The following is a 26,080-nucleotide window of genomic DNA, read 5'->3' on the forward strand; positions in this document are numbered from 1 at the left end:
TTGCCTCCACGTCGAATCAGCATGAAGCATTTCCTACCAAGCACCGCCCTCGCCGTCATGATCGGCCTTGGCAGCCTCACGCTCGGCGGCAATGCGGCGGCCGCCAACAAATGGGACAGCCTGCAGCCGGACCGCGACGAGATCGTCGCCAGCCTCAACGTGGTGGAATTGCTCAAGCGCCACCACTACAGCAAGCCGCCGCTGGACGATGCCCGTTCGGTCATCATCTACGACAGCTACATCAAGCTGCTGGACCCGGCGCGCAGCTACTTCACCGCCGCCGACATTGCCGAGTTCGACAAGTGGAAAACGCAATTCGACGATTTCCTCAAGAGCGGTAACCTGGACCCGGGCTTCACCATCTACAAACGCTACCTCGACCGCGTCAAGCAACGCCTGGACTTCGCCCTGGCCGAGCTGAATAAAGGCGTGGACAAGATCGACTTCACCACCAAGGAAACCTTGCTGATCGACCGCAAGGACGCACCGTGGATGAAGGACCAGGCCGAGCTCGACGACCTGTGGCGCAAACGCGTCAAAGATGAGGTGCTGCGCCAGAAGATCGCCGGCAAGGAACCCAAGCAGATCCAGGAAACCCTGACCAAGCGCTACAAGAACCAGCTGGCGCGCCTGGACCAGACCCGTGCCGAGGATATCTTCCAGGCCTACATCAACACCTTCGCCCAGTCCTACGACCCGCACACCAACTACCTGTCGCCGGACAACGCCGAAAACTTCGACATCAACATGAGCCTGTCGCTCGAAGGCATCGGTGCGGTGCTGCAAAGCGACAACGACCAGGTCAAGATCGTGCGCCTGGTGCCGGCAGGCCCGGCAGCCAAGACCAAGCAGGTGGCCCCGGCCGACAAGATCATCGGCGTGGCCCAGGGCAACAAGGAAATGGTCGACGTGGTCGGCTGGCGCCTGGACGAAGTGGTCAAGCTGATCCGTGGCCCGAAAGGCTCGGTGGTGCGCCTGGAGATCATCCCCGCCAGCAATGCACCTAGCGACCAGACCAGCAAGATCGTGTCGATCACCCGTGAAGCGGTGAAGCTTGAAGAGCAGGCAGCCAAAAAGTCGGTGCTCAAGCTGAAGCAGGACGGGCGTGACTACAAGCTGGGCATCATCGAGATCCCGGCCTTCTACCTGGACTTCAAGGCCTACCGCGCCGGTGACCCTGAGTACAAGAGCACCACGCGTGACGTGAAGAAGCTGCTCACCGAACTGCAGAAAGAGAAAGTCGACGGCGTGGTCATCGACCTGCGCAACAACGGTGGCGGCTCGCTGCAGGAAGCCACCGAGCTGACCAGCCTGTTCATCGAAAAAGGCCCGACCGTGCTGGTGCGCAACAGCGACGGCCGCGTCGACGTGCTGGAAGACGAAAACCCGGGCGCCTTCTACAAAGGCCCGCTGGCGTTGCTGGTGAACCGTCTGTCTGCCTCGGCTTCGGAGATTTTCGCCGGTGCCATGCAGGACTACCACCGCGCGCTGATCATCGGCGGCCAGACCTTCGGCAAAGGCACCGTGCAGACCATCCAGCCGCTCAACCATGGCGAGCTGAAGCTGACCCTGGCCAAGTTCTACCGGGTTTCCGGGCAGAGCACCCAGCACCAGGGCGTGCTGCCGGACATCGACTACCCGTCGATCATCGACACCAAGGAAATCGGCGAGAGCGCCCTGCCCGAGGCCATGCCGTGGGACACCATCCGCCCGGTGGTCAAGCCTGCGGCCGACCCGTTCAAGCCGTTCCTGGCCCAGCTCAAGGCGCAGCATGAAGCGCGCAGCGACAAGGATGCCGAGTTCACCTACATCCGCGACCGCCTGGCCCTGACCCAGAAGCTGATGAACGAAAAAACCGTCAGCCTCAACGAGCAGGAGCGCCGTGCGCGCCACGATGACATCGAGGCCAAGCAGCTGGCACTGGAAAACATCCGCCGCAAGGCCAAGGGTGAAGAGCCGCTCAAAGAGCTGAAGAAAGAAGACGAGGACGCGCTGCCGACCGAGGATGAAAACACCAAGCCGGAAGACGACGCCTACCTGTCGGAAACCGGTCGCATCCTGATCGACTACCTCAGTGCCAGCACCAAGGTGGCCAAGAAGTAAGGCGTTGCAACGATGATGGCAGAATAATGTGACCTGTCATCAAACAGTCATCGCGCTGTCGTGAAATACGAGGGCCGGGCATGCAGATGCCCGGCCCTTTCATTTTCAGGAATACGTCATGACCGTTGCCGAACAGCTCAGTGCCTTGAGTGCCATCCTGGCTCAACGCAGTATTCACAGCCTGTTCCAGCCGATCATGTGCCTGAGCGAACAGCGGGTGTTCGGCCATGAAGCGCTGAGCCGCGGCCCGTCCAACAGCCCGCTGCACGCGCCGTTGAACCTATTTACCATCGCCCGCCAGGCTGGCCGCCTGACCGAACTGGAAGCCGTCTGCCGGGAAAGCGCCTGCCGGCGCTTCAGCGAGCAGCAATTGCAGGGCAAGCTGTTTCTCAACATCTCGCCAGAATCGCTGCTGGAGCCACACTACCCGTCCGGCCTGACCCTGAAACTGCTGGAACAGGTCGGTCTGCCGCCCAGCCGGGTAGTGATCGAGCTGACCGAACACACCCCCACCGACGACTTCCAGCTCTTGTCCAATGCCCTGCACCATTACCGCGACATGGGCTTTTCGATTGCCATCGACGACCTGGGGGCGGGCTATTCCAGCCTGCGGCTGTGGTCGGAGCTGCGCCCTGAGTACGTGAAGATCGACCGGCACTTCATCGACGGTATCCACCGCGACCCGCTCAAGCGCGAGTTCGTTGGCTCGATCCTGCAGATTGCCCGGGCGTCGAAGGCGCAGGTGATTGCCGAAGGGATTGAGCTTGCGGAGGAACTGGCGGTGCTGAGGGAGATGGGGGTGGACCTTGTGCAGGGGTACCTGCTGGGGCGGCCGCAGGAGTTGGGGGTGCGCGAGCTACCGATACTGATGAACACGCCGGCGGCCGAGCAACCGACGGTGCGTTTGAATGCCACGATCGGGCAGTTGCTGGAGCTGTTTGGCCGACACCAGCACCTGGATGTATTGGAGGTGGTTGATGCCGATGGCAGGCCTTGTGGCTTGATTCACAGGCATTCCTTACCTGTTCCGGCTCTATCGCCGGAACAGGCAAAGAATCAGGCTGTTTCGGGGTAGCTGTACTCAAACACCCGAACCACTTCGGATGCATGCCAGGAAGCGGCCTCCATGCCATCGACCGGCCCGGCAAACCGCCCCAGCCGTTCGACACATTCAAAAAAGCCGGTACGCGGCAAGCGGCTGGCGCCTTGGCTGATCACCAGCGAGCTGCGCAGCGGCTGCTCGGCACGGGCATCCAGCACTGCCAGGTATTCCAGCGCGGCGGTCAGCGTCTGCATGGCCGGGCTGGGCAGTTGCAAGCGCTCGATCAGCGCTCGGTAGGTCAGCAAGTGACGTTGACGGCGGGCCAGGTCAAGCTCGCCCAGCAGGTTGTCCCAGTGCTGACGGCTGATCCTGACCTGGCTCATGATGGCTCGCTCCAGCCAGCCACCCCCAAGTGCCAGGCCAAGGCGCGGCGGATGGCTGCATCCGGCTGGCGCTCGCCTGATTCGATCATGGCCAGGTAAGCCGGGCTTACCCCGACATTGCGCGCCAGCTGCTCAGGGGCGATGCCCTTGGCCTGGCGAATCTGTGCAACTTCACTGAACGCCGGCAACGGCGCAACGGCGGCGGCCTGTTCGCTGACAACGGCCTCGGCAGGTGCCTGCCCTGCGGCCTTGAGCAGCGCCTGGTACTGCTCCCAGGGAACGACTGCGTACTCGGGTTGACCGTCCCGGCTGATGACCTGAATACCCATTACAAACCCCTTTAAAAAGGATTACAGCATGTAATCCGTAGGCATAACCCTTATGCCAATTATATTACCAACTCCGGGGTCTGTCCGGTTGAGGTGCAGTTCAGGCGTTTTTCACTGCGTATTGCGCTCCAGGCGCAGCGCTTCGGGGCTTGCGGGCAGGCGCTCGACCACACGCAGCCGCTCGGGTGCCTGGCTGTCGCGCCAGGCCCGGAAGCGCGCCAGCTCATCGGCCACGGTCTTCAATACCCAGCCCAACACTGCAATGTCATCAAGGAAGCCCACGCCCAGCAGCCAGTCGGGGATGGCATCGATAGGGCTGACAAAATACAGCAGGCCGGCCACGATGGTGACCAGGGCCTTGGGGCTGATGGCACGGTATTCGCCGCGCCACCATGCCAGGCACAGCGACTGAAGCAGTTTCACGTCCTCGCGCAACTGGCCGATGCGCGGGCCTTTGCGGGCCACGGCGAACAGCAGGGCCGGCAACCGGCCACGGCTGAGCAAGCGCTCGGCCAAGGGCAGGAAACGGGCGAAATTCCAAGGTGCGCTCATGGAGCCTCCACGCGGAACAGGTTATCCACATTTATTGTGGATAACCTTGTGAACAGGGCCACGTTTCTGACCCCGGGTGCCTGCCAGGCAAGGGCCCCGGTCAGATCGGGCGTTTTTTACACAGCCGTTTCAATACGTGGGTAGCTGGCCGCAAACGATTTGCGCCAGAAACATCCTACAGCAACAAGCTGCATTTCCTCGGACAGTATCAGCAGTTACAGGTTCGTCCAATCGTCGTAAACGAAAACGCCCCGTCAGGACGGGGCGTTTTGCAAGAACCTGCCAGTATTACTTGGCGGGTGCTTCAGCGGGCGCTTCTGCAGGAGCTTCGGCCGGGGCCTCGGCTTCCGGCTCGGCGCCTTGCAGCTGGGCCGGGTCCTTGATGGCGATCAGTTCCAGATCGAACACCAGTACCGAGTTGGCCGGGATCAGCGGGCTTGGGCTTTGTGCACCGTAGGCCAGTTCAGCCGGGATGAACAGCTTGTACTTCTCGCCAACGTGCATCAGTTGCAGGCCTTCGACCCAACCCGGGATCACGCCGCTGACGGGCAGGTCGATCGGGCTGCCGCGCTCGACGGAGCTGTCGAACACCTTGCCATCGATCAGCTTGCCTTCGTAGTGGACGGTAACCACGTCAGTAGGCTTGGGCTGAGGGCCGTCGGCCTTCTTGACCACTTCGTACTGCAGGCCCGAGGCGGTAGTGACCACGCCTGGTTTCTTGGCGTTTTCTTCGAGGAACTTCTTGCCAGCAGAGGCCGCTTCTTCGCTGGCCTTGGCCAGGCGTTCTTCGGCGCGCTTCTGCAACGCGGTGAAGGCTTCTACCAGCTCTTCATCCTTGATGCGCTGTTCTTTCTTGCCAACGGCGTCTTCGATACCGAGTGCCACTGCTTTCGAATCAAGGTCTTCCATGCCTTCCTGAGCCAGGCTCTTGCCCATGTTCAGGCCGATACCGTAGGAGGCTTTCTCTGCCGGAGTCTTCAGCTCGGGGCTGCTAGCTTGTTGGTCGCAGCCAGCCAGTACCAAGCCTACCAGGGCAACCGCAGCCGCCAAACGATGCTGTTTCATGCTATTTCCTTGTTCATGCGCCATAAGGGCAATCAGGGTAAAGCCGCGAGCTTAGCAGGCGGCCATGACCAATGGCTACCGGCATAGGAGCGGGTTTTGGTAAGGAAGTTCAGTAGTTAAACGCTTATTCATCCAAGTCAATACAGCCACTGGCCAGTATTGACGCTTGGCGCACAAATCGCCTGGGGTTTGCCGCAATTTTTTGTCGCACTGCCCTCCATTCCCGGGGGCAAGAGACCTGTCATTTATGCCAGTAGATCGGATGAGGGCCGGCGCTTTCAATAGTGCGGGTAGGCACAAATCGTGACCAGCCAGAGGTTAACCCCAATGACACGACCAACCATCTCATCTCTTCTTCAACAATCCACGCCTGAGCGCAACTCATTGAAAGCACTTAGTGGTGCCCCTATAGACCAGAGCTTCGGTAAAGACGGCTACGCCTACCTGCTGGAACAGGAGACTAAATCAACTGGCGTGTGCACTGACATCCTGAAAAGCCACGTTCGACAAGACCGCTACTATGCGTGCGCACTTCAATCGCATAAAGAAACCCAGGTGTTCAAAAGCGCCGTCTGGCTGCTGGATGGCGACGGCAAGCGAGATCACAGCTTCACTGTCGACTTTGGATCGCTCATGGGCGAGGACAAGACCTTTACGCCCTCCAGCCTCATGGAAGATCACGAGGGCAACCTGCTCTGCCTGGGTGGAGTGTCCGAAGCCGCCAACCGGCTCTGGAGATTCAAGAACACAGGAGAGCTAGACAAGGGTTTCGCCAGCACTGGATTTGTCGATAGCGACCAACTGACCGCCGAGCGGCTGACGTTTCTCTTCGCCGCCACACTCTCTGATGGCTACGTCATTGCCTGCCACACGCCCGGATTCAAGGCCGTCCTCGTCGCCCTGTCAGCGGACGGCGCCCTGAACCCGAACTTCGGTAATGGGGGGGTGCTAGACCTTGAGTCGCACTTACCTGGGTACGGTGCCGGCATAACCAGCCTTATCGCTACAAAGCATGCTGAAAGCGATCGCATCCTGTTGCTGAGTTTGAGAGGCGAAGGCGCCGACATGTTTTCGGTCTTGAGCGCCATCAACAGTAGAGGCCAACTGGACACTTCCTTTGGCGAAGGTGGCCATTTCAAATCAGAAAACGCCACCTTCTATCGGGGCCTGTCGTGCAGCAATGTGTCGTCACTGGTCACGCTATGCGGAGGGCATATGCTCGCGGATGAAAGCGTGCAGCCAGAGATTATCCGGTTGACCAGCAACGGAGCGCCCGACCAGGTATTCAACAAGGGGATACCTGTCCGCTTCGACGCCAACGCCGGGATGTGGCACCACATGATCGAGCACGAAGGGCGCCTGGTGGGGGTAGGCAGCTTCTATAACCATAACCGGGCGGTCCGCTACCTGGCCGATGGCACACTCGACACTACGTTCGTTTCGCCTTGGGGACATGGTTCGTTTGGGGCTACCCCACCGAACCCTGGTTTTTACATGGATGGCAACTCATCGATCGCCTTCGTTCCCGCCAGTAAACGCCTGCTGGTTTGTGGCGATGTGAATGTCACAGCGCAAAATCAGGTGGCTGCTGTAGTGCTCGCCTTGGCATTGGGTTAAGAGATACTCAGGGGTAGTTACCCTCGCGGTATTGCCCCGCCACCTCACGCAGCACCTCGCACACCCACTGCCCCGGCAGGCTCTGCGGCAAGGCGGCATTGCGACAAATGCCCACCGAGCCACCTGGTTCACGCACGCCCAGGTCTAGCTCGACCAGCTCGCCACGGCGCAGGTCGAGCAACACCGCATCGCGTGGCGCTACCCACAGCCCATCGCTGCCCAGCAGGTAGCGCCGGCTCAACGCCAGCGACAGGGTTTCCAGGCGCTGCGCCGGCATCTGGATGCCGCATTGCACGAACAGGCTGTCGGCATGCTGGCGGATGGTGGTGCCCGCTGGCGGCAACACCAGCGGATAACGCCCCACCTGGGCCCGCTCGACGGGTGTGCCGGCCAGCAGCGGATGGCCCGGGCGTACCACCAGGCTCATCGACTCGCTGTACAGGTGCTCGAACGACAGGCCCTGGATCTGCGGGCTGTCGGTCATGCGCCCGACCACCAGTTCCAGCTCGCCCAGGCGCAGTTGGCCAAGCAGCTGAGCGCTGACCCCGGTGACTACACTGATCACCAGCGCTTCATGGCGCTGGTGCAGGCGGCACAGCACCTCGGGCATAAGCAGGCCCTCGACCGTCGACAGCACGCCGATGCGCACCTGCGACGGCGCCCGCGCCTCACCACGCAGGCTGCTGACGCCATCGCGCAGGGCCTGCACACTGGGCCCGGCATACCGCATGAAGCGCGTGCCGGCCGGGGTCAGTTCGACACCCTGTCGGCTGCGCGCAAACAGGCGCGTTTCCAGCAGGTCTTCAAGTTCCTTGAGGGTTTTGGAAATGGCCGGCTGGCTGATGGCGAGCACGTCGGCAGCCCTGGCCAGGCTGCCCTGCCGGGCAATCTCCAGAAAGCACAGCAGGTGGCGGTATTTGATGCGGGTGTCGAGGTTCATGCGGCAAGCTTAACGCATTGCCGCATGCAGATGACCTATGCAGGCAGATGAACGTCAGGCGACTGCCAGCTCCACAGCCTCACCGTTCAAGCGCACCGGCCACACCCGCAGCTGTTGCCCGGCGTCCTCCAGGCACACCCCGCTCTGTAGGCTGAAATGCTGTTTGTACAGCGGCGCCGCCACCACCAGCTCGCCCTGCACACTGCCCACCAGCCCACGGCCAATGATATTGGCGCCGGAACGCGGGTCGCGGTTGTCCACCGCGTACAGCGGCTGGGCCTGCCCCGGCAGGTAAAACAACGCCACCTGGGCCCCGTCGAGCCACACCACCACCCCGGAGTCGGCGACCAGGTCTTGCGCGTGGCACACCGCTTGCCAGTTCTCCCGGGTTTGCACAACAGCATTGGACAGGTTCATCAGACAGCCTCCTCTACAGTGGGGATCAGGTGCAGCGGCGCAGCGGGCCGGCGTTGTTCGCGTTCACGCACGAAGTGCACGTCCGGATCGGCGCGCCGGTCGTTGACGAAGGTGCGGAAGCGCTTGAGCTTTTCCGGGTCGTTGAGGGCGTTGGCCCATTCGCATTCGTACTGGTCCACCACATGCTGCATCTGCGCTTCAAGCTCGCCGGCCAGGCCCAGGCTGTCATCGATGATCACCTGTTTCAGGTAATCAAGCCCGCCCTCCAGGTTCTCGCGCCACACCGAAGTGCGCTGCAGCTTGTCGGCCGTGCGGATGTAGAACATCAGCACGCGGTCGATCAGGCGTACCAGGGTTTCGTCGTCCAGGTCGGTGGCGAACAGCTCGGCATGCCGTGGGCGCATGCCGCCGTTGCCGCACACGTACAGGTTCCAGCCTTTGTCGGTGGCGATCACGCCGATGTCCTTGCTTTGCGCCTCGGCGCATTCGCGGGTGCAGCCCGATACCGCGAACTTGAGTTTGTGCGGGCTGCGCAACCCCTTGTAGCGGTCTTCCAGGCGCAGGGCCATACCGACACTGTCCTGCACACCGTAGCGGCACCAGGTGCTGCCGACGCACGACTTCACCGTGCGGGTCGACTTGCCATAGGCGTGGCCGGTTTCGAAGCCGGCCTCGATCAATTCTCCCCAGATCAGCGGCAGTTCGTGCAGCTGGGCGCCGAACAGGTCGATGCGCTGGCCGCCGGTGATCTTGGTGTACAGGTCGTACTTCTTGGCCACCTGGCCAATGACGATGAGCTTGTCAGGGGTGATTTCACCACCGGGGATGCGCGGCACTACCGAGTAGGTGCCGTTCTTCTGCATGTTGGCCATGAAGGTGTCGTTGGTGTCCTGCAGTGGCACCAGCGCCGGGTCCATGATCGGCTGGTTCCAGCACGAAGCGAGGATATTGCCCACTGCCGGCTTGCAGATGTCGCACCCCACATGGCCCTTGCCATGGCGTTCGAGCAGTTCGCTGAAGGTGCGGATGCCCTCCACCCGCACCAGCCCGTACAGCTCCTGGCGGGTGTAGGCGAAGTGCTCGCACAGGCTCTTGTCCACCGCGACGCCACGGGCCGTCAGTTCATGCTCGAACACCTGCTTGAGCAAGGCGGCACAACCCCCGCAGCCCGTGGCAGCCTTGGTGCACCCCTTGACTGCGGCAAGGTCGCTGCAGCCGCTGTCGATGGCGGCGCACACCGCCCCCTTGCTGACGTTGTGGCAGGAGCAAATGGTCGCGCTGTCCGGCAGTGCATCGGCGCCCAAGGCCGGCGCGCCACCGCCTTGCGGCAGAATCAGCGCGGCCGGGTCGGCCGGCAGGGCGATGCCGTTCTGGGCATACTGCAGCAAGGTATCGTAGTAGCTGTTGTCGCCCACCAGCACCGCACCCAGCACATGCTTGCCGCTGGCATCCACCACCAGCCGGCGGTAGGCACTGTTGGCTTCGTCGATGAAGCGGTAGCTGCGCGCACCTGGTGTGGCGCCGTGGGCATCACCGATCGAGCCGACATCCACGCCCAGCAGCTTGAGCTTGGTCGACATGTCGGCACCGGTGAACGCGACCGCTGCTTCCCCCATCAGCAACGCTGCCAGGTTGCGTGCCATGCTGTAGCCTGGGGCGACCAGGCCGAACACGCTGCCGTTCCACGAGGCGCACTCGCCGATGGCAAAGATGCGCGGGTCGCTGCTGCGGCAGTGGTTGTCGATCACCACCCCGCCACGCGCGGCGATGTCCAGGCCACTGGCACGGCCCAGGGCATCCTGCGGACGAATACCGGCAGAGAACACGATCAGGTCGGTTTCCAGGTGCTCGCCACCCTCGAAGTTCATACGGTAGCGATAGGCTTCACCATCGCTGATCGACTGGGTGGCGCGGGACAGGTGCACGCCCACGCCCAGCGCTTCGATCTGTGCCTTGAGCGCGGCACCGCCCTCGCCGTCCAGCTGCACCGGCATCAAGCGTGGGGCAAACTCAACCACGTGGGCTTCCAGGCCCAACGATTTGAGCGCGTTGGCGGCTTCCAGGCCAAGCAGTCCACCACCAACCACCACGCCACGGCGGGCACTGGCAGCGGCAGCCCGGATACCATCGAGGTCGTCGAGGGTGCGGTAGACCAGGCGGGCGTTGCCGCTGGAGCCTTCGATCGGCGGTACGAAGGGGTACGAACCGGTGGCCAGTACCAGTTGGTCGTAGCCGTACCGGCCTTCGGCGGTAACCACTTCGCAGCGTTCGCGGTCGATTTCCAGCACGCATTCGCCAAGGTGCAGGTGCACGCCGTTGGCGGTGTAGAAATCATGCTCGCACAGGGCCAGGGTTTCGGCACAGCTGCCGCCGAAGTATTCGGACAGGTGTACGCGGTCGTAGGCGCGTTGGCGCTCTTCGCCGAACACGTGCAGTTCGAAGCGCTCGTGGGCGCCGCGGCTGACCAGTTGCTCGACGCAATGGTGGCCGACCATGCCGTTGCCGACGATGACCAGTCGCTCTCGTTGCCCGCTGCTCGCTGTTGCCTTCATAAGCCGATCCTCGATCAAAAAAAAAGCGCCTGGAGCCGAAGCTCCAGGCGCCTTTGCCTGTATTCATCACGGTAGGGGGCCCGGGTTGATCGCCGTTGATCAGTGGGCTTTGTTGTAGCTGGGGTAAAGCAGGGAGTGTGCCAATTGCTGTTTCCTGTTCCGGCCCTATCGCCGGCAAGCCAGCTCCCACAAGGTCCGCCTCAGGTTTCAAGGGCAGTGACAAACCTGTGGGAGCTGGCTTGCCGGCGATAGGGCCAGCACAACAAATGCACATTCAAGGTGCAACGCTCCCCATCCTGGAGCACTTCAGTAAACATCCCGCCGATACCGCTTGGCCTTGCTCAAGCCCTCCATATAAGCATCCGCATCCACACCGCCATGCTCGGCAATGACTTCACGCAACGCCGCATCCACATCCTTGGCCATGCGCTGGGCATCACCACACACGTAGAAGTACGCCCCCGCCTCCAGCCATTGCCACATCTGCGCGCCCTGTTCGAGCATGCGCTGCTGCACATAGATCTTCTCGGCCTGGTCACGGGAAAACGCGGTATCCAGCCGCAGATGGCCGCTTGCCTGCCAAGCCTGCAACTGGTCTTGGTAGTAGAAATCGGTCGCCGCGTACTGCTCGCCAAAGAACAGCCAGTTGCCCCCTTTCGCGCCCCGCGCTTCCCGTTCTTCCAGAAACGCACGAAACGGTGCAATGCCAGTCCCAGGGCCAACCATGATCACCGGCACGCTGTCGTCCTCGGGCAGCCGGAAGTGCTTCGACACCTGCGGGAAGATGGCTACCTTCAGCGCCTGGGCACGGTCGGCCAGAAAGCTGGAACACACGCCTTTACGCTCGCCATAACGCACGGTGGAAACGGTCAGGTGCACCTGATCCGGATGCGCCAATGGGCTGGAGCTGATCGAATAAAGCCGTGGCTGCAACGGCTTGAGAAGGTCGAGCCAGCTGGCCAGCGGCAGTTGCTGGGGGAAGGCACGCAGCACATCGACCAGCTGCCGGCCCCACAGCCAGTCCTGCAGCTCGGCTTTGCACTCGGGCTGTAACAGGCGCTGCAGGTCCGGGGCACTGCCGGCAAAGGCCTGCAGTTGTTGCGGGGTCACCTTGGCAATCTCCAGATGCGCTTGCAGGGCTTCAGCCAGTGGCATGGCAGGCTGGCCTTTCAACTCGACCATGGCCTGGCCATCGAGCTGCGTCAGCGCCAGCAGTTCATCGACCAGCGTCGGGCAATTGCGCGGCCATACGCCCAGGGCATCGCCAGCGGCGTAGCTGAAGCCGCTGCCGCTCAGGTCGAACACCAGTTGCCGGGTTTCCTTGCTTGCACCGGGCCCATTGAGCAGGCGGTTTTCCACCAGGGCGGCGGCCCAGGGTTGCTGCTTGCCATAGATCGTGACCGGCGCAGGCTCATTGACCGTTTGTGGTGCGGCAGCAGTGCCCAGCGAGGGCAGCAGCGCTTCGAGCCAGCCGGCGAACGCTTCGTCAAAGTCGGGCTCGCAGTCCACCCGCTGCAACAAGCGCCGCCCACCCAGCTCAGCCAGGCGCTGGTCGAGTTTGCGGCCAAAACCGCAGAACTGGTCGTAACTTGAGTCACCCAAGGCCAGCACAGCATAGGGGAGCTCGGCGCAGAGGGTGCCCTCCTCGCCCTGCAAGGCCTGCCAGAATGCCCCGGCGCTGTCGGGCGCGTCGCCATCGCCAAAGGTGCTGGCGATCAGCAGCACGCTGGCGGCGCCTTGTAGCTGGCGCGGGCTGACGGCCTCCATGCAACTGAGCTGCACCTCCAGGCCGGCACCGCGCAAGCGTTCAGCACAGCGCTCGGCCAACAGTTCGCCGTTACCGGTCTGCGAGGCCCACAGCACTTGATGCCGTGGCGCCGGCAACGCCGCAGCGGACAACGCCGCAGGCTGGGCAAACAGACCGGCCAGCAAGCCGTCGACGAACAACCGACGGCTGGCGGCCAGCGGTGCACTGGCCGGCAGGCTGGGTACGCCTTCGGCATGGCTTTGGTCCAGGCCCAGCAGAAAACCTTGCAGGTAATGGCGCTCTTCTTCTGCCAACACCGGGGCTGGCAGGGTGTCCAGGCCAAGCAGACGAGACAGGGTGGCAGTTGGCATACGGGCTGGCTCCGCAATGGCAGTGTTCAGTTCAAGGGTATCGATGCGTTCGCCTGCGACCCGCTCCAGGGCCACGGCGCAGTGTTTGAACGCGGGTTGCAGCGACAGCGGGTCAACCGCATCGCAGGTGACGGCATTGATTGCCAGTTGCTCGCCGACCACATCGTTCCAGTGGAACGGTGCAAAGCAGTTACCTGGCATGACCCGGTCGCTGACGCGTGCGGGTAGCACGGCCTGGCCACGGCGCGAACGAATGGCCACCTGGTCTTTCTCGGCAACGCCCAGCCGGGCGGCATCTTCGGGGTGAATTTCGACGAAAGGGCCGGGCTCGAGCTTGTTCAATGCCGGCACCTTGCCGGTCTTGGTCAGGGTGTGCCACTGGTGCTGCACACGGCCGGTATTCAGCACCATGGGGTAGTCGTCATTAGGCAACTCCGGTGCCGGCAACCAAGGCCGGGCGAAGAAACGGGCTTTGCCACTGGCGGTGGGGAAGGCCAACGCCGGGCGCTGGCCCTGGGCATCGTGCAGCAGCGCCTGGCTGCTGCCGTCATTCAGGTAGCGCAACGGGCTGCGGTCGCTGTCACGGCCAGGCGCGCAAGGCCACTGGCGCGGTTGCTCACGCAGTTCGGCATACCCGATACCGCGCAGGTCGTACCCGGTGGCAGGGTTATGGAAGCGACGGATTTCCTCGTACACCGCTTCGGCATCGGCGTAATCGAAGGCGTCGGCATAACCCATGGCGCAAGCCACGCGGGCAATGATCTGCCAGTCCGGCAGGCTCTGCCCTGGCGGCTCGACGGCGCGCGGCATCAGGGTAAGGTTGCGCTCGCTGTTGATCATCACGCCCTCGCCTTCGGCCCACAGCGCGGCCGGTAGCAGAATGTCGGCGTAGCGATTGGTTTCGGTGTCGAGGAAAGCGTCCTGAGTAATCACCAGCTCGGCCTGATGCAGGCCGTCGATCACTTGCTGGCGGTTGGCAACACTGGCCACCGGGTTGCTGCAGATGATCCAGCAAGCCTTCACTTCGCCGGCCTTCATCTGTTCGAACAGCGCCACCGTGCCCTCGCCGCCTTCGCGGCGCAGGCTGCCAGGTGCCAGTTGCCATTGCTGTTCGACAAAGGCGCGGTCGTCTTCCGCCAGCGCCGAGCGCTGGCCTGGCAAGCCCGGCCCCATGTAGCCCATCTCACGGCCGCCCATGGCGTTGGGCTGACCGGTCAGCGAGAACGGCCCGCTGCCGGGGCGGCAGATGGCGCCGGTGGCCAGGTGCAGGTTGCAGATCGCATTGGTGTGCCAGGTGCCGTGGATGCTCTGGTTCAGGCCCATGGTCCAGCAGCTCATCCAGTTGCCGGCACCGCCGATCCATTCGGCGGCCTTGATGATGTCGGCCTCGGCCAGCCCGGTGATGGCAGCCACGCGCTCGGGGCGGTAGTCGTCGAGAAAGGCTGGCAGTTCATCCCAGCCTTCGGTATGGCAGGCAATGAAGTCAGGGTTGGTATGGCCGTTGCGGTGTAGCAGGTGCAGCAAGCCGTTGAGCAAGGCCATGTCGCTGCCGGGGCGTACCTGCAGGAACAGGTCGGCCTTGTCGGCGGTGGCGCTGCGCCGAGGGTCGACCACAATCAGCTTCGCACCGGCCTTGATCCGGTCGAGCAAACGCAGGAACAGGATCGGGTGGCAGTCAGCCATGTTGGCGCCAATCACCAGGAATACGTCGGCGTGCTCGAAATCCTGGTAGCTGCCGGGTGGGCCATCGGCGCCAAGCGACAGCTTGTAGCCACTGCCGGCGCTGGCCATGCACAGGCGCGAGTTGGACTCGATGTGGCGGGTGCGGATAAAGCCCTTGGCCAGTTTGTTTGCCAGGTACTGGGCTTCCAGCGACATCTGCCCGGACACATACAGCGCCACGGCGTCGGGGCCGTGCTGGTCTATGATGCCGCGCAGGCGTGCGGCTGTTTCGGCGATGGCCTGATCGATACCGGTGCGTACCGGCTGCTGGTTACGCTGCTGGCGTACATAGGCGTCTTCCATACGCCCGGCAGCGGTCAGCGGCAGGTGCGCAGTGAGGCCTTTGGTGCACAGGCGGCCGAAGTTGCTGGGATGCTGCTTGTCGCCGCTGACCTTGCTGACCTTGCCGTCGGCAACGCTCATGACGATGCCACAGCCGACGCCGCAATAGGGGCAGACGCTGCGTACTTCGCTGTTGGCCATGGGCGGGCTCCTGTGGGGAACGCAAAAAGGCGCCGGCTGCCCCGGCTTGCTGATGCAAGCGAGGGGCAACACGGCGCCTTTGTCGTGAGGTTTTGTGGGCTGTCGACGTTGATGGCCCTGAATGAAGAGTGAGTCAGCAATTAATGGGCCAGCTGTACCGGCCCTTTCGCGGGCACGCCCGCTCCCACAGGGATATTGCAAGGCCTGAGGGCGGCGCCGTACCTGTGGGAGCGGGCGTGCCCGCGAAAAGGCCAGCACAGGTTTCGCACCACGCGGTGGCAACCCGAGGTCCCCTGGCGCTATGCTGGGGCACATTCCAGCATGAGCAACCGCCCTCTCCCCATGTCCCAGGTGATCCTCAAGACCCCCGCCCAACGCGACCTGATGCGCCGCGCCGGCCAACTGCTGGCCCAGGTGTTCGCCGACCTCGACAGTTTCATCCGCCCCGGCATCACGACGATGCAAATCAACGACCGCGCCGATGCGTTCATCGTCGACACACTCAAGGCGCGGCCTGCGAGCAAGGGCCAGTACGGCTTCCCCTACTCACTCAATACCTCGGTGGATCACGTGGTGTGCCACGGCATACCCAAGGTCGATGAAGTGTTGAAGGAAGGCTCGATCGTCAACGTCGACATCACCCTGGAGCAAGGCGGCTACATCGCCGACTCATCGAAGATGTACTGCATCGGGAAAATCAGCGACGAAGCCCGGCGCCTGGTCGACACTACCTACGATGCGCTGTGGAAAGGCATCGAACAGGTACGCCCCGGGGCCACGCTCGGCGATATCGGCCATGCCATCCAGGCCCATGCCGAAGCAGCGGGCTACAGCGTGGTGCGCGAATACTGCGGGCACGGCATTGGCCAGCAGATGCATGAAGCGCCGGAAGTGCTGCACATCGGCCAGCGTGGCATGGGTATGAAGCTCAAGCCGGGAATGGTGTTTACCATCGAGCCGATGATCAATCAGGGTGGGCGTGGGACGCGCACGTTGAAGGATGGCTGGACGGTGATTACCCGAGACCACTGCCTGTCGGCCCAGTGGGAGCATACGGTAGCGGTGACTGAGGAAGGGTTTGAGGTGCTGACGCTGCGGGAAGAAGAACACTGACACCTGAAATTCAGGCACAAAAAAAGCGACCCTAAGGTCGCTTTCTTTGTTACTTCCGGGTGTTCAGTAGGCCCTGGAAGTGGAATATGGCGCAGCGGACGGGACTCGAACCCGCGACCCCCGGCGTGACAGGCCGGTATTCTAACCGACTGAACTACCGCTGCGCTATACATCGAGTGGTGGGTGATGACGGGATCGAACCGCCGACCCTCTGCTTGTAAGGCAGATGCTCTCCCGGCTGAGCTAATCACCCATGTCTCTCGGTGTGGCGCGCATTCTACGGGCGAGTTGGCGCTCTGGCAAGCACTTATCGCAGTTTTTTCAAAAAACGATCAAGCACTTAATTTCAGGCACAAAAAAAGCGACCCTAAGGTCGCTTTCTCTGTTACTTCCGGGTGTTCAGTGGGCCCTGGAAGTGGAATATGGCGCAGCGGACGGGACTCGAACCCGCGACCCCCGGCGTGACAGGCCGGTATTCTAACCGACTGAACTACCGCTGCGCTATACATCGAGTGGTGGGTGATGACGGGATCGAACCGCCGACCCTCTGCTTGTAAGGCAGATGCTCTCCCGGCTGAGCTAATCACCCTTCGTCTCGGTGTGGCGCGCATTCTACGGACGCCCCTGCACCCTGGCAAGCTCTTTTTTAACTTTTTTCAAAAAAAACCTTATGCCTTTCAAAGACCTAGCGTTGCCGGGTGTTTCTTTGAAGCAGAAGCCGCTGCTGGCCCTGAGACAGGGCTGGTCTCAGATCACTACACGGAGAATAATGCCCGCCTTATGCATTAAGGAGAGTTGCCCCTCATGTGGTTCAAGAACCTGCTGACCTACCGCCTGACCCAGGAAGTCCCGTTCGAGCCTGAAGCGCTGGAAGCCGCCCTGGCCAGCAAGCCGGCCCGCCCTTGCGCCAGCCAGGAGCTGACCACCTATGGTTTCGTCGCGCCGTTCGGCAAAGGCGAAGACGCTCCCCTGGTGCATGTCAGCGGCGAGTACCTGCTGATTGCCGCGCGCAAGGAAGAACGCATCCTGCCAAGCAGCGTGGTCAACGACGCGGTCAAGGAAAAGGTCGAAGAGATCGAGACCGAGCAGATGCGCAAGGTCTATAAAAAGGAACGCGACCAGATCAAGGACGAGATCATCCAGGCCTTCCTGCCGCGCGCGTTCATCCGCCGTTCGATGATCTTCGCTGCCATCGCCCCACGCCAGGGTGTGATCCTGGTGAACTCGGCCAGCGCCAAGCGTGCCGAAGACCTGCTGTCGACCCTGCGTGAAGTGATGGGCTCGCTGCCGGTACGCCCGGCCACGGTAAAAATTGCACCGGTTGCCACCATGACCGACTGGGTCAAGTCGCAACAGGCCGCCGAAGGCTTCTATGTGCTGGACGAGTGCGAACTGCGCGACACCGCCGAAGACGGCGGCATCGTGCGCTGCAAACGCCAGGACCTGACCGGCGAGGAAATCCAGCTGCATCTGAGCACCGGCAAAGTGGTGACCCAGCTGGCCCTGGCCTGGCAGGACAAGCTGTCGTTCATCCTGGACGACAAGATGGTGATCAAGCGCCTGAAGTTCGAAGAGCTGCTGCAGGAGCAGGCCGAGCAGGATGGTGGTGATGAGGCGGCGCAGCAGTTCGATGCCAGCTTCCAGCTGATGATGATGACCTTTGCCGAGTTCCTGCCGGTGCTGTTCGAAGCGCTGGGTGGGGAGGAGATTCCGCAAGGGGTCTGATGTGTCTTGAAATGCCGGTGCTGCCTGAGGAATGTCCTCAGCCAGTACTGGCCCTATCGCCGGCAAGCCAGCTCCCACAGGTACACCATAGGTTCTGAACACTGTGGCGTACCTGTGGGAGCTGGCTTGCCGGCGATAGGGCCCTCGAAATTCACAAAGCTATAAATAGAAAAGGAATTGCCCCCATGCGTGCCCTCGCCGCCCTCAGCCGCTTCGTCGGCAATACCTTCGCCCTGTGGGTGCTGGTATTTGCCGTGCTGGCCTTCCTGCAACCGCAATGGTTCATCGCCCTCAAGGTCGCTATCGTGCCGCTGCTGGGCCTGGTGATGTTCGGCATGGGGCTCACCCTCAAGCTCGACGACTTTGCCGCCCTCGCCCGTCAGCCCTGGCGGGTGATGCTGGGGGTGGTCGCGCACTTCGTGATCATGCCGGGCATGGCCTGGCTGCTGTGCCAGCTGTTCCACCTGCCACCGGAAATTGCCGTGGGCGTGATCCTGGTCGGCTGCTGCCCGAGTGGTACGGCGTCGAACGTGATGGTGTGGCTGTCCCGCGGGGACCTGGCGCTGGCGGTGGCGATTGCTGCGGTGACCACGCTGCTGGCCCCGTTACTGACCCCGGCGCTGATCTGGTTCCTGGCCTCGGCCTGGTTGCCGGTGTCCTTCATGGACATGTTCTGGTCGATCCTGCAACTGGTCATGCTGCCAATCGTGCTCGGCGTGCTGGCTCAGCGCTTGCTCGGCGCACGGGTGCAGGCAGCGGTGCAAGTATTGCCGCTGGTGTCGGTGGTGAGCATCGTGATGATCGTGTGCGCCGTGGTAGCGGCCAGCCAGGCGAAAATCGCCGAGTCCGGCTTGCTGATCATGGCGGTGGTGATGCTGCACAACAGCTTCGGCTATTTGTTGGGGTACCTGACCGGCAAGCTGTGCAAGCTGCCGCTGGCCCAGCGCAAGTCGCTGGCGCTGGAGGTAGGCATGCAGAACTCCGGGCTGGGCGCGGCACTGGCGGCAGCGCACTTCTCGCCGCTGGCTGCAGTGCCGAGTGCGTTGTTCAGTGTTTGGCATAACATTTCAGGGGCGTTGCTTTCGACCTGGTTCCGGCGGATGGATGCGCCTGCAGGCGAGCCCGAAGGTGGTGAACCAGCCAGGCATTGATGTTGCCTGGAAGGCCACACATGTGCACTATATTGCCCACTGTGAGGACGACCTCACGACGCACCGCGTGACCATTCCGGGGACGGCCCCATCATTCAAACGATGGAGACACACCAATGTCCTGGATCATCCTGTTCTTCGCCGGCCTGTTCGAGGTCGGCTGGGCCGTTGGCCTGAAATACACCGACGGCTTCAGCAAGCCGATTCCCACCGTGCTTACGGTTGGCGCCATGGTCATCAGCCTGGGCCTGCTGGGCCTGGCCATGAAAGAGCTGCCGCTGGGCACCGCCTATGCCATCTGGACCGGCGTGGGTGCCGTCGGCACGGTGATCGCCGGCATCATCCTGTTCGGCGAATCCATGGCCCTGGTACGGCTGGTCAGCGTGGCGCTGATCGTCTGCGGCCTGGTCGGCCTCAAAGTCAGCGCCAGCTAACCCTCTCCCCTAACGCAGGTTGCCGCGCAAGCGGCTGACCTGCTCGCGCAATGCTTCTGGCTGCGCTGCCTCCACCGGGATGGCGGCGCCGGCCACGATGGTTACCCGCGACCACAGGCGCTTGAAAAAGCCCTTGGCCGGGTCGCGGCTGAAGAAGCTGCCCCACAGCCCCTGCAAGGCCAGCGGAATCACTGGCACCGGCGTTTCTTCCAGGATGCGGTTGACGCCGCCCTTGAACACATCGATCTCACCATCGCCGGTCAGCTTGCCTTCCGGGAAGATGCACACCAGCTCGCCGTCGGCCAGGTACTCGGCAATGCGCGCGAAGGCCCGTTCATAGGTGGCCAGGTCTTCGTTACGCCCGGCAATCGGGATGGCGCCAGCGGTGCGGAACACGAAGTTGAGTACCGGCAGGTTGTAGATCTTGTAGTACATGACAAAGCGGATCGGCCGACGGATCGCCCCACCCAACAGCAGCGCATCGACGAACGACACGTGGTTGCACACCAGCAGCGCCGCACCTTCATCGGGGATGCGCTCCAGGTCGCGATGCTGCACGCGGTACATCGAATGGCTGAGCAACCAGATCAGGAAACGCATGGTGAACTCGGGCACGATCCTGAAGATGTAGGCGTTGACCGCGATGTTGAGCAGCGACACCACCAGGAACAGCTGCGGGATGGTGAAGCCCGCCAGGCCCAGCAGGATGATGGTGAGCACCGCCGACACCACCATGAACAAGGCATTGAGGATGTTGTTGGCCGCGATCACCCGCGCGCGCTGGTCCTCGGCCGTGCGGGCCTGGATCAGCGCATACAGCGGCACGATGTAGAAGCCGCCGAACACGCCCAGGCCAACGATCGACAGCAGGATCCACCAGGCCTGCCCCATGCCCAGCAGCGTCAGCCAGTCGTGCGGGGCCGCTGCAGCCGGCACATCGCCGGAGTGCCACCACCACAGCAGGCCGAACAGGGTCAGGCCGAACGAGCCGAACGGCACCAGGCCGATCTCCACCTTGCGCCCGCTAAGCCGTTCACACAGCAGCGATCCCAGGGCAATGCCCACCGAGAACAGTGTCAGCACCAGAGTCACCACCGTGCCGTCGCCGTGCAGCCAGTCCTTGGCGTAGGCCGGGATCTGCGTGAGGTAGATGGCACCGACGAACCAGAACCACGAGTTACCCACGATCGAACGCGACACCGCGGGTGTCTGGCCCAGCCCCATGCGCAGGATGGCCCACGACTGTTTGAAGATGTTCCAGTCCAGCGGCATGTGTGGCGAAGCAGCGGCAGCCCGCGGAATCCAGCGGCTGGCCAGGTAGCCAAGCACTGCGGTACCGACGACACCGCCGGCCACCACCGTGGCGTAGCTGTCGGCCGACATCATCACCCCGGCGCCGATAGTGCCGGCGAGAATGGCCAGAAAGGTGCCGGTTTCCACCAGCCCGTTGCCGCCCACCAGCTCTTCTTCGCGCAGGGCCTGCGGCAGGATCGAGTACTTCACCGGGCCGAACAGCGCCGAGTGAGTGCCCATGCCAAACAGGGCCACCAGCATCAGCGTCAGGTGATTGGTGATAAAGCCCAGCGCACCGATCGCCATGATCACGATCTCGGCCAGCTTGATCGCACGGATTAACGCGTCCTTGGCGAACTTCTCACCAAACTGCCCACCCAGTGCCGAAAACAGGAAGAACGGCAGGATGAACAGCAAGGCGCACAGGTTGACCCAGATCGAACGGTCACCGTCGCCCAGGCTGAGCTTGAACAGGATCGCCAGGATCAGCGACTGCTTGAACAGGTTGTCGTTGAAGGCACCCAGTGACTGAGTGATGAAAAACGGCAGGAAGCGCCGCTTGCCGAGCAAGGTGAATTGCGAGGAGTGACTCATCGTCCTTGGTCCTGAGGGCTTTTCAATTGGAGGCGCGCCGGGCGCGTCAGGCCACAAATCTGCATGGGAAATGCGTGCACTGGCAAGCGCCTTCACGCCCACAATGACCAGGTCGCCTCAGAAACAGCCCATCATTCGAAGCCGAACAACGCTCGCGCTGTATCCACCAACAGCGCCCGGCGCAACTCCGCCGAACAACCCAGGGCCTCAAACTGTTCCAAAGCCGTACTGAAACCCACCGCCGACTCATGCTGGGTATGCGGCCAGTCACTGCCCCACATAAGCCGCTCGGCGCCGTAATGCGCTTCCAGCGCGCACAGCGCCTGCCGGGCGAAGGCGAGGTTCTGTTCCGGCGAGCCTTCCAGCCGATAAATGCCCGATACCTTCACCCATACCTTGCCCCGCCCACCCAGGGTCAGTAACTCGGCAAACCCCGGTTGCCCCAGACCACGGCGGGCATCAGGCCGGCCGAAATGATCGACCACGATGTCCAGCCCATAAGGCTCAAGCGCCCGCACCAGCGCTGGAATGTCCGCCACATGGCGGTGCAGCTCCAGGTGCCAGCCCTGCTCGCCAATACGCTCCAGCAAGGGCCGCCACTGGGCACCGGCGAGGTCGGGCAACGCCTGGCCCATGAGGTTCAGGCGCACACCCCTCACGCCTAGCCGGGCCATCTCGTCCAGCGTCTCACGTTCGACGTCCTGCTCCAGCATCACCACCCCGCGCAGCTGCCCCGGCACCGTTTGCAGGGCGCTGAGCAAGTAGCGGTTATCGGTCCCCAGGAAGCTGGGCTGAACCAGCACGCCATGGCTGAAACCATGGGCCAGCAGCTGGCCCAGATAGTCGCCCAGCGGCGCATCGTAGCTGGGCGCGTAACGCCGCTCGCTGGCCAGGTTCAGCCCGCGGCTGAATACGTGGGCGTGGGTGTCGATGGCGGTCAGGTGCAAAGCAGGAGCGTCGGGCATGGTTCTCATACAAACAAGGTGAAGTTACTTGGTGACAGCGCCAGCCATTTCCGGCGCAGGTGCAGATTCAAGGTTGCGACCACGGGTTTCCGGCAGGCAGAGGGCGGCGATCACCGCCACGCCATAGGCAATGCCGGCGTCGATGCCGATGGCACTGCCCAGCGACATCGACTCACTCATGTGGCCGACCAGGAACGGAAACACCGCCGACAGCACGCGGCCGAAGTTGTAGCAGAAGCCCACCCCGGCACCGCGCACATCGGCCGGGTACAGTTCATTGAAGAACGCGCCCAGGCTGGCCGGGATACCGGCGGCGAAGAAGCCCAGCGGGAAGCCGAGGAACAGCATTTGCGTGTTGGTCAGCGGGAAGAACACATAAGCCTGCACGGTCAGCACACAGCACAGGGCGAACAGCAGAATGTTCTTGCGCCGACCGATGCGGTCGATCAAAAGGCCGCTGACCACGCAACCACACCAGAACGCCAGGATGATCACCGCCAGATAGCCGCCCGAGTTCAGCACCGAGAGGTTGCGTTCGGTCTTGAGGAAGGTCGGCAGCCAGGTCATCACCGCGTGGTAGCCACCGTGGGCACCCAGGCCGAGCAAACCGCCGAGCAGGGTCACGCGCAGCAGTTCCGGGCGGAAGATGCCAGCCATCGATTGCAGGAAGCTGGCGGGGATGGCCTTTTCTTTTTGCAGGCGCTGAAAGCTGTCCGGCTCTGGCACGTTGCGGCGTACCCAGATGATCAACAGCGATGGCAACAGGCCGACAAAGAACATCACCCGCCAGGCGAACTCCTGCGGCACCAGCGAGTAGATCAGCGTGAACAGCGCCACCGCCAGGCCCCACCCCACGGCCCAGGCGCTTTGCACCGTGCCCATGACCTTGCCACGGTATTTCGGGTTGATGGTTTCGGCCATCAGCACCGCGCCAGCCGCCCATTCACCACCAATGCCGAAGCCTTGCATGGCCTTGACGAACAGCAGCGGGTAGAAGCCGGTGACGAACGCCGAAAGGAAGGTGAAGAAGGAGAACCAGAGAATCATCCATTGCAAGGTACGCACGCGACCGTAGCGGTCGGACAAGGTGCCACCCAGCCAGCCGCCAATCGCCGAGGTCACCAGGGTCAGGCCGCTGATCAGGCCGGCATCGCCCTTGGTCAGGGAGAAGGCAGCGATCAGCGCGGGGATGGCCAGGCCGAACATCTGCACTTCCAGCGCATCAAGCGACCAACCGCCGAAGCAGGCCCAGAACGTCTTGCGTTCCCGTGAGGTGATCTGGCGATACCAGCTGAACATGATTTTTATCCTTCTTGGTCGTGTGTGTTACGGGCAGGCGAAGCCACTGCGCCGTGGCAGCACGGCGCAGACGGGTAAAACGGGTGAAGCGGCCGGCTTAGCGGATATCGATGCGGTAGCGGAAGTGCTGCGCATGGCCGCGCGAGCGGCGCCATTCCAGGGGCTTGCCGGCGTAGTCACGGGCCAGACGCTCGATCACCACCACCGGGCTGTCGGCTGGCAGTTGCAGCAAGCGGCCATGCACTGCGTCGACCGCTTCGGCGGTCAGGGTCTCTTCGGCGTAGGCGACCACCTGGCCGCACAGTGCTTCATAGATCGGGTACAGCAGCGGCCCCTTGCTGTTCAGCTCCACGTCCAGCAATGGCTGGAAGGTCTGGCGCGGCAGCCAGATTTCTTCGGCCAGGACGGGCTGGGCACCCAGCAGACGGGTACGGATGATGCGGATTACTTCGGCGCCCGCCGCCAGGCCCAAGGCCTCGGCCACCGCCGATGGCGCTGCGAGCGGCTCGATGGACAGGATGCGGCTTTCTGGCACCACACGCTCGCCATTGGCGGCCTCAAAACGGAAGAAGCGGAACAGCGAAGACTGGAACTGCGGGCGGCGGATGAAGGTGCCGCGACCCTGCTGGCGTTCCAGCACGCCTTCGGCGACCAGCACATCCACGGCCTTGCGCACGGTGCCGACCGACATGTCGAATTCGCTGGCCAGGGCCGCTTCGGTCGGGATTGCCTCGCCCGGGCGCCAGCGGTTATTGGCAATCTGCTCGACCATGTGGTCGCGCAATTGTTGGTAGCGGGGCAGTCGAGCATCACCGGTCAATGGGTGCATGGGTCTCGCTCTCGTCTTGTTATCTAAACATATATATGAATTTTGCCAGAGTATTCCCCGCGGGTGGCGGGCTGTCAATCCTCCGCCTGTCGCCAGACACAATGCCTGGCTTATGCTTGTGGCCGGGAAAACCAGAACAACAAGGACGTGGCAATGCTCGCCGCCATCAAACGCTACCCGCACACCGTGCGCCTGCTGCTGCTCACCACCTTTACCCTCACCGTCGCCCGTGCCCTTACCCTGCCCTACCTGGTGGTGTACCTGGCCGACAACTTCCAGTTGCCGATAAGCCAGATCGGCTTGCTGATCGGTGGCGCGCTGATCATCGCCTCGCTGCTGAGCCTGTATGGCGGCCACTTGGTCGACACCTTGCGCAACCACACCCTGGTCAGCGCCAGCACCCTGTTGTTCGCCCTGGCCTTCGTCGGCGCGGTCGCCAGCCGTTCAGCGTTGCTGTTCTTCCTGTGCCTGGTACTGATCAACCTGGCCCTTGCGGTGGTCGACATCGCCGCCAAGGCCGGCTTCTGCGCCCTGCTGCCGGTAGAGGAACGGGCCGAAGTGTTCGCCATCAAGTACACCCTGAGCAACGTTGGTTACGCCGCCGGCCCGCTACTGGGCGTGGCCATGCTGGAGCTGAACGACCACATGCCATTCATCGCCTCTGCCCTGCTTGGGCTGGCCATGTGCCTGGCCTACTGGCGCTTGGGCGACCGCAGCCTGCAGGCAAGTGCAGACAAGCCTGCGGCGGGTTTCGGCCAAGTGGCGCTAGGGCTGGCGCGTGACCGCCGGCTGGTGTGTTTCACGTTGGGCGGGGTGTTGAGTGCGGTGGTGTTTGGCCAGTTCACGGCCTACCTGTCGCAGTACCTGGTCGTCACCAGCAGCCCGACCGAGGCGGCGCGCCTGGTGGGCTATCTGGTGACCACCAACGCCGTAACGGTGATTGCCCTGCAGTACCTGATTGGCCGGCGTATCAGCCGCCAGCGCCTGATGCCCTGGTTGCTGGCCGGCATGGCCCTGTTCATCGCCGGGCTGCTGGGCTTTGCGTCGGCAGGCTCGGTGCTGGCATGGTGCCTGGCGATGCTGGTGTTCACCCTGGGCGAAATCATCGTGATCCCCGCCGAGTACATGTTCATCGACCTGATTGCGCCGGAGCACTTGCGCGGGGTGTATTACGGCGCGCAGAACCTGTCCAACCTTGGCGCGGCACTGGGGCCGGTGATGGTGGGGTTTGCCCTGGTACACCTGTGGCCGGGGGCGATCTTCTACCTGTTGGTATTGTCGGTGATACTGGCGGGGGTGTTTTACGGGTTGGGTACCCGAAAAGATTGATGTGTTGTTTCAGGTCAATCGCGAG

General features: G+C 62.8%; 20 protein-coding genes and 4 tRNA genes. 8 read left to right on the plus strand and 16 right to left on the minus strand.

The window, feature by feature from the left end; genetic code table 11:
- Nucleotides 1–21 precede the first annotated feature (21 nt).
- A complete protein-coding gene (locus N436_RS14650; protein ID WP_177410256.1) occupies nt 22–2,103 on the plus strand; it encodes a carboxy terminal-processing peptidase in 2,082 nt (693 codons plus the stop codon).
- Nucleotides 2,104–2,221: 118 nt separating this feature from the next.
- Complete coding sequence (locus N436_RS14655; protein ID WP_110741413.1) at nt 2,222–3,178, plus strand: EAL domain-containing protein; 957 nt, start codon at nt 2,222–2,224, stop codon at nt 3,176–3,178.
- Here N436_RS14655 and N436_RS14660 read toward each other — a convergent pair.
- From N436_RS14660 to N436_RS14675, 4 genes are all read right to left on the minus strand, one after another.
- Complete coding sequence (locus tag N436_RS14660) at nt 3,160–3,528, minus strand: hypothetical protein (protein ID WP_016501064.1); 369 nt, start codon at nt 3,526–3,528, stop codon at nt 3,160–3,162. The two genes, N436_RS14655 and N436_RS14660, sit on opposite strands and share 19 nt — an antisense overlap.
- Complete coding sequence (locus tag N436_RS14665) at nt 3,525–3,857, minus strand: helix-turn-helix transcriptional regulator (RefSeq protein WP_016715512.1); 333 nt, start codon at nt 3,855–3,857, stop codon at nt 3,525–3,527. Before N436_RS14665 ends, N436_RS14660 begins: the two co-directional genes overlap by 4 nt.
- Nucleotides 3,858–3,968: 111 nt before the next feature.
- The gene (locus N436_RS14670; protein ID WP_104834133.1) at nt 3,969–4,409 is read right to left on the minus strand and encodes a YkvA family protein; all 441 of its coding nucleotides are present in this window, start codon (nt 4,407–4,409) and stop codon (nt 3,969–3,971) included.
- A 288-nt stretch (nt 4,410–4,697) separates the two neighbouring features.
- Nucleotides 4,698–5,474, minus strand: coding sequence for an FKBP-type peptidyl-prolyl cis-trans isomerase (locus N436_RS14675; protein WP_019097094.1), 777 nt, complete (start codon nt 5,472–5,474; stop codon nt 4,698–4,700).
- Nucleotides 5,475–5,801: 327 nt separating this feature from the next.
- Between N436_RS14675 and N436_RS14680 the strand changes: the two genes are divergently transcribed.
- Nucleotides 5,802–7,091 carry a delta-60 repeat domain-containing protein gene (locus tag N436_RS14680; RefSeq protein WP_256589969.1) on the plus strand — a complete coding sequence of 430 codons (1,290 nt, stop codon included), beginning with the start codon at nt 5,802–5,804 and terminating at the stop codon, nt 7,089–7,091.
- Between the two features lie 7 nt (nt 7,092–7,098).
- On the opposite strand, the gene pcaQ is transcribed toward N436_RS14680, so the two are convergent.
- The 4 genes from pcaQ to N436_RS14700 form a co-directional block, all read right to left on the minus strand.
- Entirely contained in the window at nt 7,099–8,031 is a 933-nt protein-coding gene (gene pcaQ / locus N436_RS14685) for a pca operon transcription factor PcaQ (RefSeq protein WP_105945944.1), read from the minus strand.
- 54 nt (nt 8,032–8,085) lie between these two features.
- Nucleotides 8,086–8,448: a nitrite reductase small subunit NirD gene (gene nirD / locus N436_RS14690; protein WP_110741414.1), complete on the minus strand. Its 363-nt coding sequence runs from the start codon at nt 8,446–8,448 to the stop codon at nt 8,086–8,088.
- A complete protein-coding gene (gene nirB / locus N436_RS14695) occupies nt 8,448–11,000 on the minus strand; it encodes a nitrite reductase large subunit NirB (protein ID WP_105945942.1) in 2,553 nt (850 codons plus the stop codon). The genes nirD and nirB overlap by 1 nt, the downstream gene beginning before the upstream one ends.
- Nucleotides 11,001–11,306: 306 nt before the next feature.
- A complete protein-coding gene (locus N436_RS14700) occupies nt 11,307–15,323 on the minus strand; it encodes a bifunctional nitrate reductase/sulfite reductase flavoprotein subunit alpha (protein WP_110741415.1) in 4,017 nt (1,338 codons plus the stop codon).
- Nucleotides 15,324–15,644: 321 nt separating this feature from the next.
- On the opposite strand from N436_RS14700, the gene map reads away from it, so the two are divergent.
- Complete coding sequence (gene map / locus N436_RS14705; protein WP_110741416.1) at nt 15,645–16,436, plus strand: type I methionyl aminopeptidase; 792 nt, start codon at nt 15,645–15,647, stop codon at nt 16,434–16,436.
- 87 nt (nt 16,437–16,523) lie between these two features.
- Here the strand turns inward: map and N436_RS14710 are convergent.
- The 4 genes from N436_RS14710 to N436_RS14725 form a co-directional block, all read right to left on the minus strand.
- A tRNA-Asp gene (locus tag N436_RS14710) sits at nt 16,524–16,600 on the minus strand.
- A 13-nt stretch (nt 16,601–16,613) separates the two neighbouring features.
- Nucleotides 16,614–16,689: transfer RNA gene (locus N436_RS14715), tRNA-Val, on the minus strand.
- 170 nt (nt 16,690–16,859) lie between these two features.
- Nucleotides 16,860–16,936 (minus strand) — tRNA-Asp (locus tag N436_RS14720).
- A 13-nt stretch (nt 16,937–16,949) separates the two neighbouring features.
- A tRNA-Val gene (locus tag N436_RS14725) sits at nt 16,950–17,025 on the minus strand.
- A gap of 215 nt (nt 17,026–17,240) precedes the next feature.
- Here N436_RS14725 and rdgC point away from each other — a divergent pair.
- The 3 genes from rdgC (at nt 17,241) to sugE (ending at nt 19,746) form a co-directional block, all read left to right on the plus strand.
- Complete coding sequence (gene rdgC / locus N436_RS14730; RefSeq protein ID WP_016715497.1) at nt 17,241–18,161, plus strand: recombination-associated protein RdgC; 921 nt, start codon at nt 17,241–17,243, stop codon at nt 18,159–18,161.
- Between the two features lie 185 nt (nt 18,162–18,346).
- Nucleotides 18,347–19,312 carry a bile acid:sodium symporter family protein gene (locus tag N436_RS14735; protein ID WP_110741417.1) on the plus strand — a complete coding sequence of 322 codons (966 nt, stop codon included), beginning with the start codon at nt 18,347–18,349 and terminating at the stop codon, nt 19,310–19,312.
- Between the two features lie 116 nt (nt 19,313–19,428).
- Nucleotides 19,429–19,746, plus strand: coding sequence for a quaternary ammonium compound efflux SMR transporter SugE (sugE, locus tag N436_RS14740; RefSeq protein WP_012270979.1), 318 nt, complete (start codon nt 19,429–19,431; stop codon nt 19,744–19,746).
- A 9-nt stretch (nt 19,747–19,755) separates the two neighbouring features.
- Here sugE and N436_RS14745 read toward each other — a convergent pair whose 3' ends face one another.
- From N436_RS14745 to N436_RS14760, 4 genes are all read right to left on the minus strand, one after another.
- Nucleotides 19,756–21,633, minus strand: a complete 1,878-nt coding sequence (locus N436_RS14745; protein ID WP_105945938.1) for a 1-acyl-sn-glycerol-3-phosphate acyltransferase — start codon at nt 21,631–21,633, stop codon at nt 19,756–19,758.
- 131 nt (nt 21,634–21,764) lie between these two features.
- Complete coding sequence (locus tag N436_RS14750) at nt 21,765–22,598, minus strand: amidohydrolase (RefSeq protein ID WP_110741418.1); 834 nt, start codon at nt 22,596–22,598, stop codon at nt 21,765–21,767.
- 24 nt (nt 22,599–22,622) lie between these two features.
- Nucleotides 22,623–23,897, minus strand: coding sequence for an MFS transporter (locus N436_RS14755; RefSeq protein ID WP_105945936.1), 1,275 nt, complete (start codon nt 23,895–23,897; stop codon nt 22,623–22,625).
- A gap of 97 nt (nt 23,898–23,994) precedes the next feature.
- Nucleotides 23,995–24,726, minus strand: a complete 732-nt coding sequence (locus N436_RS14760) for a GntR family transcriptional regulator (protein ID WP_105945935.1) — start codon at nt 24,724–24,726, stop codon at nt 23,995–23,997.
- Nucleotides 24,727–24,879: 153 nt separating this feature from the next.
- Here N436_RS14760 and N436_RS14765 point away from each other — a divergent pair, with 153 nt between their 5' ends.
- Nucleotides 24,880–26,055 (plus strand): MFS transporter, encoded by a 1,176-nt coding sequence (locus N436_RS14765; RefSeq protein WP_105945934.1) that lies wholly within the window; start codon nt 24,880–24,882, stop codon nt 26,053–26,055.
- The last annotated feature ends 25 nt before the right edge of the window (nt 26,056–26,080 follow it).

Source organism: Pseudomonas sp. RV120224-01b, from assembly GCF_003208145.1.
Lineage (GTDB): Bacteria > Pseudomonadota > Gammaproteobacteria > Pseudomonadales > Pseudomonadaceae > Aquipseudomonas > Aquipseudomonas monteilii.